We start from the raw sequence: 11500 nt of genomic DNA, 5'->3' as shown, positions 1-11500 counted from the left end.
AGAGATCATGCAGTCGCTGATGACGCGGGGCCAGCTCAAGATCGCCGCGGCGCGCCGCCCGGAGCACGCCCGCCACTGGCGTGCCGTGCTCGGCTCCGGCGCCGACCCGGTCGGCTTCCCCGCCGACCGCACCCCGGCGCCCGGCGCCCCGCCCGAGCCGGCGGCCGTCACCGTGCCGCTCGACGAGGCGGTCATCGACCGGCTCGCCCGGGCCGGCCGGGGCGGCGAGGACGCCCGCCAGGTCCTGGTGACGGCCGCGGTGGCCGCCCTGCTGCGCCGCTACACCGGCACCGACGACATGCTCGTCGGCCGTCCGGGCGAGCCGGGGCAGTTGGCCGGGATGCTGCCGTTGCGGGTGCGCTGCGCGGCGGAGAGCAGCTACCGCGACCTGGTCGGGCAGTTGCGAACGGCGGTGCCCGAGGCGGCGCGCCATGCCGACTACCCGGTCGAGTTGCTCGCCGAGGAACTGGCGGCGGACGCCGGTCCCGGCCCGCACCCGCTCGTCGACGTGGCGGTGGGGGGCGGCGCCCCGGACGGCGCCGGGGTCGGGGTGTTCTTCGCCCTCGGCGCCGCCGAGGTGACGGTCCACCACGACGCCCGCCGCTACGACGGCGCCACGGCCGAGCGGATCGGCGCCCACCTGGCGCTGTTGCTGGGTCGGGCCCTGGCGGAGCCGGACGCGCCGGTGACGGACCTGAGCCTGCTGACCGACTGCGACCGGGACGTGCTCCGGGAGGTCAACGACACCGGCGTCGGCCAGGACCCGGCCGGCCGGCCGGACGAGTGGGTCGCCCGGTGGGCCGGCGCCCGCCCGGACGCCGTCGCCGTCCGCACCGCGGCCGGCAGTTGGACGTACGCGGAACTGGAGGCCCGGGTGGCCGCGTACGCCGAGCGGCTGCGCGGCGCCGGGGTGGGCGCGGAGTCGATCGTCGGCGTGCTCGCCGAGCGCTCCCGCGAGCAGTTGGTGGCGATCCTGGCCACCCTGCGGGCCGGCGGCGCCTATCTGCCGGTCGACCCCGGTTACCCGGCGGCGCGCGTCGCCTACCTGCTCGACGACAGCGGGGCCGCCGTGGTGCTCGCCGCCGACCCGGCGCGGGTCCCGCACGGCGTGCCGGTGCTCCCGCTGCCGACGGCCGGCCCGGTGCCCGCCGCCGTCGGGTCGCCCGGCCCCGACGCGCCGCGCCACGGGCGGGACCTCGCGTACGTCATCTACACCTCCGGCTCGACCGGCGCCCCGAAGGGCGCGATGATCGAGCACCGCTCGCTGGCCAACCGGCTGGCCTGGATGCAGCGGCTGTACCCGATCGGCCCCGCCGACGTGATCCTGCACAAGACCCCCACCACCTTCGACGTGTCGGTGTGGGAGCTGTTCTGGTGGGCCCGCGAGGGCGCCTCCGTCTGCCTGCTTCCCGCCGGCGCGGAGCGCGACCCGGAGGCCATCATCGGGGCGGTCGAGGCGCACGGCGTCACCACCGCGCACTTCGTGCCGTCGATGCTGGGCGCGTTCCTCGACTACCTCGGCACCGCCGACACCGGCCGGCTGGCGAGCCTGCGGCAGGTCTTCGCCAGCGGCGAGGCGCTCGGTCCCCGGCAGGTGGACCGGCTCGCGGAGCTGCTGCCCGGCGCGACGCTGGTCAACCTGTACGGGCCCACCGAGGCCACCGTCGACGTCACCCACCACCGCTGCCGGCCCGGCCGGGAGCGGGTGCCGATCGGCCGGCCCGTGGACAACACGCGCCTGTACGTGCTCGACGAGCGGCTCCGCCCCCAGCCGGTGGGGGTGCCGGGGGAGCTGTGCGTCGCCGGGGTGCAGCTCGCGCGGGGCTACCTCAACCGCCCGGAGCTGACCCGGGACCGCTTCGTCGCCGCGCCGGAGGTGGGCGAGGAGCGGGTGTACCGCACGGGCGACCTGGCCCGGCTGCTGCCCGACGGCACGCTCGACTACCTCGGCCGCCTCGACCACCAGGTGAAGGTGCGCGGCTACCGCGTCGAGCTGGGCGAGGTGGAGGAGGCGCTGCGCGGGCACCCGGCCGTCAAGGACGCGGTGGTGGTGGCCCGCGACGGCAACCTGATCGGCTACGTGGTCGCCGACGAGCCGGTGGGCGAGGCGACGCTCACCGCCCACCTGGGCACCCTGCTGCCGGGCTACCTGGTCCCCGCCCGGGTGGTCGAGCTGGCGGAGTTCCCGCTGTCGGGCAGCGGCAAGCTGGACCGGCGGGCGCTGCCCGAGCCGGCCGCGCCCGAGCGGCCGTACGTGGCGCCGCGCACCGGGCCCGAGCGGATCCTCGCCGACATCTGGGCCGAGGTGCTGGGTCTCGACCGGGTCGGCGTGGAGGACAACTTCTTCGCCATCGGCGGCAACTCGATCCACTTCGTCACCGTGCTGGCCCGGGCCCACGCCGCCGGGGTGGACCTCACGTTCCAGCAGTTGTTCCGCCACCCGACGATCGCGGCGCTGCTCGCGGCCGGCCCGCCGGGCGCGGAACGGGCGGTGGCGCACCCGCCGTTCGCCCTGCTCGACGAGGCGGACCGGGCCCTGCTGCCGGACGGGGTGGTCGACGCGTACCCGCTCGGGCAGCTCCAGGCGGGGCTGATCTACGAGAACGAGCTGTCCCGGGGCGCCGCCCAGTACCACGACATCATCAGCTTCCTCATCAACGCGCCCTTCGACGAGGCGACGTTCACCGAGGCGGTGCGGATCCTCGTCGCGCGGCACCCGATCTTCCGGACCAGCTACCACCTGACCGGCTTCGGCGAGTACCTGCAACTCGTGCACGCCGACGCGCCGAGCCCGCTGTGGGTGGTGGACCTGCGCGACCGCGACCCGGCCGAGCAGGAGCGCTGGCACGCCGACTGGCACGCGCGCGAGCAGTCGTACCGGTTCCGCTGGCAGGAGCCGGGTCTGGTCCGCATCCACGTGCACGTCCTCGGCGACGAGCTCTACCGCTACAGCGTCAGCCAGCACAACTCGGCGCTGGACGGCTGGAGCATCACCCTGCTGCACACCCAGCTCTTCGACACCTACTACCGGCTGCTGGCCGGGGACCGACCGGACGAGGGGCCGGCCGAGAACCACTTCCGCGACTACATCGGGCTGGAACGCCGGGCGCTGGAGTCGGCGGCGGACCGCGACTTCTGGCGTGGCGTCCTCGCCGCGGGCGGGGTCACCGAGCTGCCCCGGTGGCAGCCGCCGGAGGCGCCGGCCGAGCGGCCCGTCGTCTTCCACGAGGTGGAGATCGACGACGCGCTCTCCGAGCGGCTGCTGCGCGCGGCCGACCGGTTGGCGGTGCCGCTGAAGACCGTGCTGCTGGCCGCGCACGTCAAGGTGGTCGGCGCGCTCGCCGGGGACACCGAGGTCGTCACCGGGTACGAGCAGAGCGGCCGGCCGGAGGCGGAGGGCGCCACCGGGGCGCTGGGGCTGTTCCTCAACACCGTGCCGATGCGGGTGGACCTCGGCGGCGGCTCCTGGGCCGACCTGGTCCGGGCGGTGTACCGCGCGGAGGCGGACCTGCTGCCCCACCGGCGCTACCCGATGGCGCAGATGAAGGCGGACGCCGGCACCACCGACCTGCTCTTCGAGACCGTCTTCAACTACACCCACTTCTACCTGCTCAAGCAGCTGCGCGAGCTGCCCGGCTTCGACCTGCTCGACGTGGAGGTGAGCACGGAGACGGAGTTCGCGCTGCGTGCCGAGTTCATGCGGGACTTCTTCACCGACCGGGTCCGGCTGAGCCTGCACTACCATTCGGCGGCCTTCACGCCGGAGCAGGCGGCGGGCATCGGCGAGGTGTACCGGCGGGTGCTGGCGGAGCTGGCGACCGACCCGGAGCGCGCCCACGCCGGGCTGCGGCCCGGCCTGCCCGAGCCCCGGGTCACCCCGACCCGGCGCCGCTTCGACCGGGCCGCCCCGGCGACGCGCCGGCCGACGGAGCCGGCGGGGCGGACCGCGCCGGGCACGCCGGTCGCCCGGCGGATCGCCGAGGCGTGGGCGCGGGCGCTCGACGTGCCGATGGCCGGGATCGCCGAGGAGGACAACTTCTTCGACCTGGGCGGCAACTCGCTCGCCGCGATGCGGGTGATCGCCGCGCTACGACCCCTGGTCACCCTGCGGCAGCTGATGACCACCTCCACGCTCGGGCCGCTGGCCCGCGCCGTCGAGGCGGACGCCGCGCCGGAGGACCGGCTGCTGCAACCGCTGTCCCCGCCGGACGCCGCCCACGACCGGGTCCTGGTCTGCTTCCCGTACGCGGCGGGCAGCCCGCTCGCCTTCCGGCCGCTGGCCGAGGCGCTGGCCCCGCACCGGATCGCGGTGCACGCCGTGGCGCTGCCGGGGCACGACGTCAGCCGGCCCGAGCCGCTGCTGGACCTGCCGGAGCTGACCCGCCGGGTGGCCGCCGAGATCGGGGAGCTGGGCGGCCGGCCGGTGCTGGTCTGGGGGCACTGCGTCGGCGCGGCGGCGGCGATCGAGGTCACCCGGCTGCTCGCCGCCGCCGGCCGGCCACCCGAGCGGCTCTTCCTCGGCGGCAAGCTGCTGCGCGGGCCGGAGGAGATCGACGCCAGCATCGCGGAGGTCACCGGGATGGCGCCGGCGGACGTGGTGGGCTGGCTGGTGGACCAGACCGGCTTCACCGAGCTGGACGGACTGGACGCGGGGCACGTCGACGCCCTGGTCGCCGCCTTCCGGCACGACGCCGTCGGCTCGCACCGCTACCTGCGGGACCGGGTGGGGGAGCCGCTGCCGGTGCCGGTCACGGTGGTCGTGGCCGCCGACGACCCGCTGACGGCCGGGCCGGGCGCGGCGCACGAGGCGTGGCGGCGGATCGCCGCCGACGTGGAGTTGAGGGAGATCGACGGGGGCGGGCACTACTTCTGCCGCACCCGCGCGGCCGAGGTGGCCGCTATCGTCGGCGCGACGGGTTCGGGCGCGCCGCTGGCGGCCGCCGCCGTACCGTCCGCCCGCCGTCCTGGGGAGAACCATGTCTGACCGTACGCCGACCACGCGGGACGAGTTCGTCGCCGGCGCCCGCTCGATGGTGCCGTTCCTGCTCTCCGCCTTTCCGCTGGGCGTGATCGGCGGCACCCTCGGCCTGGCCGCCGGCCTGTCCTACCTGGAGACGTTCGGCCTGGCCATGGTGGTCAACTCCGGGACCGCCCAGTTCATCGGCTTCAAGCTGATCTCGGAGGGGGCGGCCTGGCCGGTCATCGTCCTGACGACGCTGATCCTCAGCCTGCGGATGCTCATCTACTCCACGCTGCTCGCGCCGCACGTGCGCGAGCTGCCGCAGCGGTGGCGGCTACTGCTGGGCTTCGGCCTGATCGACGCGGTGTTCTTCGTGGCCTTCGACCGGATCAAGGGCGACGAGCCGGCCCGGCGCAAGAGCATGTTCTACTTCGGCGCCTCCGCGGTCATGTACGTCAACTGGGCGATCGCCACCGTGGTCGGCATGATCGCGGGGCACCTGCTGCCGGAGCGGCTGCGCTCCGGCCTGGACTTCCCGATGACCGCGGTCTTCCTGGTCGTGCTCGCCTCGGCGCTGGTCGGCTGGAAGGTCTGGACGGCGGCGGTCTCCGCCGGGGCGCTGGCCCTGCTCCTGCTCGGGCTGCCCTACAACCTCGGCCTGATCGTGGCGGCGTTCGGCGGTGCGTTCGTCGGCATGGCCTGCGAGCTGGTGAAACGGCGGTGGTTCCCGCCGAAGCCGGCGGAGCCGGGCGAGCCGGGGAAGGAACCGGCGGAGCCGGGGGAGCCGGGGGAGCCGGGCGGGCCGGGGCCGGAGTCGAGAACGCCGCAACCGCGGACCGCCGGGGCGGCGGCCGGGGAACGCCGGGCCGTCGAGACGGCCCGTGACACGGACGGAAGGTGACCGGAATGTCCATGCTGCTGCTCATCCTCGGGATGGGGCTCGCCACCTTCGCACCCCGGTACCTGCCGCTGCTGGTCTTCCGCGACCGGGTGCTTCCCGACGACGTCAAGGTCTTCCTCGGCTACCTCCCGCCGGCGCTGCTGGCGGCCATCGCCGTCCCGTCGGTGATCGCCCCGGTGGACAACCGGATCGAGATCACGGTCGTCACCGTGCCGTACCTGGTGGCGGGCCTGGTCACGCTGGTGACCGGCCTCTTCGTCGAGCGTTTCATGATCGTCTGGACGGTGGGCCTGGTGGTCTTCTTCGGCCTGCGCTGGTGGCTGGGGGCCGCGTGACGGCCGCCCACCCCGCCGGGCGCGCCCCGCTGCGGGTCGCGGCCGCCCAGGTCACCGCCGTCCCCGGCGACCTGGCCGGCAACGCGCGGACCGCGGCGCGGAGCATCGCCGAGGCGGCGGACCGCGGCGTCCACCTCGTCGTCTTCCCCGAGCTGTCGCTCTGCGGCTACGACGTCGGACTGCTGCGCGACGACATCGCGCGGTGCGCCGTCGAGGCGGGCGGCGACCCGCTCGACGTCGTCGCCGAGGCCTGCCGCACCCACCGGGTGGTGGCGGTGGTCGGCGGCTGCCGGCGACGCGCCGACGGCTGGACGATCGGCGCCCTGGTGATCGGCGCGGACGGCCGGCCCGCCGCCGCGTACGACAAGCGCCACCTGGACCGCGACGAGCGCGAGCTGTTCGTGCCCGGCCGGGCCGACTGCCTGGTCGAGGTGCGCGGCTGGCGGCTCGGCCTGGGGGTCTGCTACGACGCGAGCTTCCCCGAACACGCTCGCGCGCTGGCCCTCGCCGGCGCCGACGCCTACCTGTGCCCGGGCGCGTTCACGACGGGCGACTCCGACCACCGGCGCGGCGTGTACTTCCCGGCCCGCGCCCTGGAGAACACCTGCTACGTGCTGTTCGCCAACTTCGCGGGATCGCACGGCGACTGGGAGTTCGCCGGTCGCAGCGCCGTGTACGCTCCCGACGGTCGGGTCCTCGCCGACGCCGGCACGGGGCCCGGGCTCGCCGTCGCCGACCTGGACGACGCCGTGCTGCGCCGGCACCGCGACGCGTTGCGGATGCTCACCGACCGGGCCGCGCCCGCGCCGCCCCCGGCGGCCGTGCCCGTCCCGGCCGGGTGACCGCCCGTCCGTCGGGAGCGTCCACGCGGACGAGTCGTCGTCGGGCGCCCGCCGCCCGGGTGACGCCCGCACCTGTCCGACCCGCCGTCCCGGCGGGCAGCCCACCACGTGAGGAGAACCTGTGACCGGCACCGGCACGATCGCTGTCCACGGCGACGACGGGTTGAGCCCGGGCGGGGCGGTGTCGCCGCCGATCGTGCAGAGCGCCACCTTCAGCGCCGAGTCCGACGAGCAGTTCGCCGCCGTCGCCACCGAGACCCGGGGCAACGCCTTCTACACGCGCTACGGCAACCCGAACCACGCGCAGGTCGCCGCCGTGGTCGCCCAGCTGGAGGGCGCCGAGGCGGGCCTGGTCACCGCCTCCGGGATGGGCGCGATCAGCACGATCGCCCTGGCCCTGCTCTCCGCCGGGGACCACGTCGTCGTGCAGCGCAGCACGTACGGCGGCACGACGTCCCTGGTCACCGGCCTGCTGGCCCGGTTCGGGGTGGCCTTCACCCAGGTGGACCAGACCGACACCGAGGCCTTCGTCCGGGCGCTGCGCCCGCAGACCCGGCTGGTCCTGGTGGAGACCCCGAGCAACCCCCTGCTCGAACTGACCGACCTGGCCGCCGTCGTCGAGCTGGCGCACGCCAACGACGCGCTGGTCGCGGTCGACAACACCTTCGCCACCCCGGTCAACCAGCGGCCGACGGAGTTCGGCGCCGACCTGGTGTGGCACAGCGGGACGAAGTACCTCGGTGGGCACTCCGACGTCTCGGCCGGGGTGGTCGTCGGCTCCGCCGACCTCGTCGACCGGGTCTGGCAGACCGCCATCGTCACCGGCAGCACCCTCGGCCCCATCGACGCCTGGCTGCTGCTGCGCGGCATCCGCACCCTGTCGCTGCGGGTGGACCGGCACAACGCCAACGCCCTGGCCCTGGCCCGGGCGGTCGAGGGCCACCCGGCGGTGCGGCGGGTCCGCTACCCGGGGCTGCCGACGCATCCCCAGCACGAGCTGGCCGGCCGGCAGATGACCGGCTTCGGCGGGGTGCTCAGCGTCGAACTGCGCGACGGGCGGGCGGCGACCGGGCTGCTCGACGGCCTCCGCCTGGCCAAGCGGGCGGCCAGCCTGGGCAGCGTCAGCACCCTCGTGGTGCACCCGCGCTCGATGTGGGCCGGGATCGTTGACGCCGAGCAGTTGGCCGCCACCGGCATCGGCGAGGGCCTCGTCCGGGTCTCCACCGGCATCGAGGACACCGAGGACCTCGTCGCCGACTTCCTGGCGGCCCTCGACGCGGCGGACCGGGCGGAGTAGCGCCCGGGCCGGCCGCACGGGTCAGCGGTCGGGGCTCCCGGCCGGCGCCATCACGCGCAGCGCGTTGGCGTCCAGCCCGATCCGGATCGGCGTACGGCCGCACAGCTCGCCGTCGACCTCGACGCGCGCCGGCCGGTCGGTCTCCAGCCACAGCTCCCCGACGGCGAGGAACGGCGCGTCGCCGACGGAGCGCCGGTGCCCGGTCGCCGCGTTGCGGGCCGTGTCGCGCAGCAGTCCACGGCGGTTCGCGCCGCCGACCGGGTACGCCACCAGCAGCCGGTCGTCGGCGTCGGCGTCGGCGGCGATCGGGCGCCCGGCGTGGAAGCCGCCGTTGGCCACGTACACCTGGTGGGTCCGGAACTCGTGCCGGGCGCCCCCGGCGCGGACGGTGACCCGCAGCGGGCGGTGCCGGGCCAGCAGGGCCAGGGCGGTCAGCGGGTACGCCAGCCGGCCGGTGACCCGCTTCAGGCGCGGCGGCGTGCGTAGCATGATGTCGGCGGAGAGGCCGACGCCGACGTGGTTGGTGAACCGCATGTCACCGGCGAGGCCGAGGTCGACGTCGATCACCGTGCCGCCGGTCAGCACGTCGACGGCCCGGTCGAGGTCGAGCGGGACGCCGACGGTGCGGGCGAAGTTGTTGGTGGTGCCCAGCGGCAGCAGCCCGAGCGCCATGTCGCGGTGGGCGAGCAGCCGCGCGGCGGTGCTCAGGGTGCCGTCCCCGCCGCCCGCCACCAGCAGGTCCGGCCCGAGGTCGACGGCCGCGGCGAGGACGCGCTCGAGCTGGCCGGGCTGCTCGACGGGGTGGTCGCCCAGCAGGTGGAAGCCGGCCGCCGTCAGCCGGGCCCGGGCCCGCTCGTGCAGTTGGCGGCCCCGGCGGGAGTGGGCGTTGACGACGAGGACGGCCCGCCGGTCCCGCCGGATGGCCGCGCCCAGTTCCTGCTTCGTCCGCATGGGCCCCGACCCTATCGGCACCCGGGACGCCGGCACGAGGACGCGGGGGATCGCAGGCATAGAAGGTTTTCGACGTATTCGTTAGGGTGGCGGGAAGGAAGGTTTCCACCCCGGAGGTGTCGATGCGAACACAGGTGATCCGCGCGGTCGGCGTCCTGGCGGCGGGCGGGGTCCTGGCGACGCTGGGCGCCACCGGCGCACAGGCCGACCCGGTCGTGCCGCGGCACGCCGTGATCGTCTGCCAGAGCGCCAGCTTCTACGCCAACTACGACTCGGCGAGCGGCCCGCACGGGCTCAAGCGCACGCTGGCGTACGGCAACAAGATCGGTCACACGCCCGGCGCGCACCCCGTCTACAACGGCTGGGCCGCCACCTTCGACTTCGGGCCCAACGACTGGGGCTACGTGCGCAGCGAGTGCATCGGGGGCTACGACTCCTGGTGAGCGGGGGAGTGCCGCGCCGGCTCGGCGCGTTGCTGGCGACCGTCTGCGCCGTACTGGCGCTCACGCCGTCGGCCGGGCACGCCGCGAACGGGACGATCGGGCAACGGGAGACGGTGTGCGCCGAGGACCTCTTCGTCCGCACCGCCCCGGTCGGCGCGTGGATGGGCACCCTCTACCGCGGCCAGACGTTCCTCGTCGAGGGGCCGCGCAGCGGCGGCTACGTCTACGGATTCGCCTACGGGCACGTCAACCGGCGCGGCTGGGTGCAGGACGGCTGGTTCTGCTGACCCCGCCCGGCGGGTGACGCACGGAGCCCCGGGTGGCGCCCGGGGTCCCGTGCGGCCCGGCGGATCGTCCCCGGCTCACCGGGAGGGCGTCAGCCGTCCGGTACGCCGCCGGTGGGCGCGGATCAGGTCGGCGTAGCGCAGGCCGCTCGCCTTGAGCGTCCGGCGCTGGGTGGGGTAGTCCACGTGCACCAGCCCGAAGCGCTTGTCGTACCCGTACGACCACTCGAAGTTGTCGAGCAGCGACCAGACGAAGTAGCCGGCCAGCGGCACGCCCCGGTCGACCGCCGCCGCGCACGCCGCCAGGTGCCGCTCCAGGTGGTCGGTGCGTTCCCGGTCCTCGACGGTGCCGTCGGCGGTGACCTCGTCCCGCCACGCCGACCCGCTCTCGGTGACGAGCACCCGCGCCGGGGCGTACTCCTCGGTCACCGCGACCAGCAGCTGCTCCAGCCCGGCCGGGTACGCCTCCCAGCCCATCGCGGTGTGCACCGCGCCCGGCACCGGCACCTGCCGGGCGTACGGCGCCGGCCCCGCCGGGTCGTCGGCCACCACCTGACGGAAGTAGTAGTTCAGGCCGAGGTAGTCGGTGGGGGTGGCGATCACCGTCAGGTCGTCGCCCCGCACCGGCGGCTCGACGCCGTAGGTGGCGACCATGTCGGCCGGGTAGCCGCGTCCGTGCAGCGGGTCGAGCCACCACCGGTTGACGTGGCCGTCCATCCGCCGGGCGGCGGCCACGTCCTCGGGCCGGTCGCTCGCCGGCTCGCAGGGGCTGGGATTGAGCACGATCCCGACGGAGGCGGGCCGGGCGGCGGCGGCCCGGATCGCCCGGGTGGCCAGCCCGTGCCCGAGCAGGACGTGGTGCGAGGCGCGCACCGCCCTGGCCAGGTCCCGCTCGCCGGGCGCCATCCGGCCCTCCAGGTGCCCGATCCAGGACACGCAGAGCGGCTCGTTGACGGTGGTCCAGTCGGCGACCCGGTCGCCGAGGCGGGCGGCCACGACGGCGGCGTAGTCGGCGAAGGCCTCGGCGGTGTCCCGCTCCGGCCAGCCGCCCCGGTCCTGCAACACCTGCGGCAGGTCCCAGTGGTAGAGCGTCACGAACGGGCGGATCCCCGCCGCCAGCAGGGCGTCGACCAGCCGGTCGTAGAAGTCCAGGCCCTTCGGGTTGACCCGGCCGACGCCGTCAGGCCGCACCCGGGGCCAGGCCACCGAGAACCGGTACGCGTCCACCCCGAGCCGCCGCATGAGCGCCACGTCCTGCGGCCACCGGTGGTAGTGGTCGCAGGCCACCGCGCCGGTGTCGCCGTTGTCGACGGCGCCCGGCACGTCGCAGAAGGTGTCCCAGATGGACGGCGCGCGGCCGTCGGCGCGGACGGCCCCCTCGATCTGGTACGCGGCGGTGGCGACCCCCCAGAGGAAGTCGGGCGGCAGCGTGGACAGGTCCGGCACGGGTGGGCTCTCCTTCGGGTGTGCGGCCGTCATGGCCTCGT

The 11500-nt window shown here is 75.5% G+C and carries 9 protein-coding genes; 7 read left to right on the top strand and 2 right to left on the bottom strand.

The features are described from left to right. Nucleotides 1–7: 7 nt before the first annotated feature. The 5 genes from ABZ573_RS25170 to ABZ573_RS25150 all read left to right on the top strand — a co-directional run bounded on the left by ABZ573_RS25170 (nt 8) and on the right by ABZ573_RS25150 (nt 8335). Nucleotides 8–4984: an amino acid adenylation domain-containing protein gene (locus ABZ573_RS25170; protein ID WP_358121410.1), complete on the top strand. Its 4977-nt coding sequence runs from the start codon at nt 8–10 to the stop codon at nt 4982–4984. After that, entirely contained in the window at nt 4977–5861 is an 885-nt protein-coding gene (locus tag ABZ573_RS25165; RefSeq protein ID WP_358121408.1) for an AzlC family ABC transporter permease, read from the top strand. Before ABZ573_RS25170 ends, ABZ573_RS25165 begins: the two co-directional genes overlap by 8 nt. 5 nt (nt 5862–5866) lie before the next feature. Next, nucleotides 5867–6196 (top strand): AzlD domain-containing protein, encoded by a 330-nt coding sequence (locus ABZ573_RS25160; protein ID WP_132238343.1) that lies wholly within the window; start codon nt 5867–5869, stop codon nt 6194–6196. Further along, nucleotides 6178–7038 carry a carbon-nitrogen hydrolase family protein gene (locus tag ABZ573_RS25155; RefSeq protein ID WP_358121406.1) on the top strand — a complete coding sequence of 287 codons (861 nt, stop codon included), beginning with the start codon at nt 6178–6180 and terminating at the stop codon, nt 7036–7038. The genes ABZ573_RS25160 and ABZ573_RS25155 overlap by 19 nt, the downstream gene beginning before the upstream one ends. Nucleotides 7039–7159: 121 nt before the next feature. After that, nucleotides 7160–8335, top strand: a complete 1176-nt coding sequence (locus ABZ573_RS25150) for a PLP-dependent aspartate aminotransferase family protein (protein WP_358121404.1) — start codon at nt 7160–7162, stop codon at nt 8333–8335. Between the two features lie 21 nt (nt 8336–8356). Here ABZ573_RS25150 and ABZ573_RS25145 read toward each other — a convergent pair whose 3' ends face one another. After that, nucleotides 8357–9286: a diacylglycerol kinase family protein gene (locus tag ABZ573_RS25145; RefSeq protein ID WP_151453923.1), complete on the bottom strand. Its 930-nt coding sequence runs from the start codon at nt 9284–9286 to the stop codon at nt 8357–8359. Between the two features lie 122 nt (nt 9287–9408). Here ABZ573_RS25145 and ABZ573_RS25140 point away from each other — a divergent pair, with 122 nt between their 5' ends. Further along, nucleotides 9409–9729 (top strand): hypothetical protein, encoded by a 321-nt coding sequence (locus ABZ573_RS25140; protein WP_132238337.1) that lies wholly within the window; start codon nt 9409–9411, stop codon nt 9727–9729. Further along, a complete protein-coding gene (locus ABZ573_RS25135) occupies nt 9726–10016 on the top strand; it encodes a hypothetical protein (protein WP_207914442.1) in 291 nt (96 codons plus the stop codon). The genes ABZ573_RS25140 and ABZ573_RS25135 overlap by 4 nt, the downstream gene beginning before the upstream one ends. A 75-nt stretch (nt 10017–10091) precedes the next feature. Here ABZ573_RS25135 and ABZ573_RS25130 read toward each other — a convergent pair whose 3' ends face one another. After that, a complete protein-coding gene (locus tag ABZ573_RS25130; protein WP_358121438.1) occupies nt 10092–11492 on the bottom strand; it encodes a GH1 family beta-glucosidase in 1401 nt (466 codons plus the stop codon). Nucleotides 11493–11500: the final 8 nt, after the last annotated feature.

It is taken from the genome of Micromonospora sp. NPDC007220 (assembly GCF_040634035.1).
In the GTDB taxonomy this organism is placed as follows: domain Bacteria; phylum Actinomycetota; class Actinomycetes; order Mycobacteriales; family Micromonosporaceae; genus Micromonospora; species Micromonospora reichwaldensis.
This window is presented reverse-complemented; position numbering and strand designations above follow the sequence as displayed.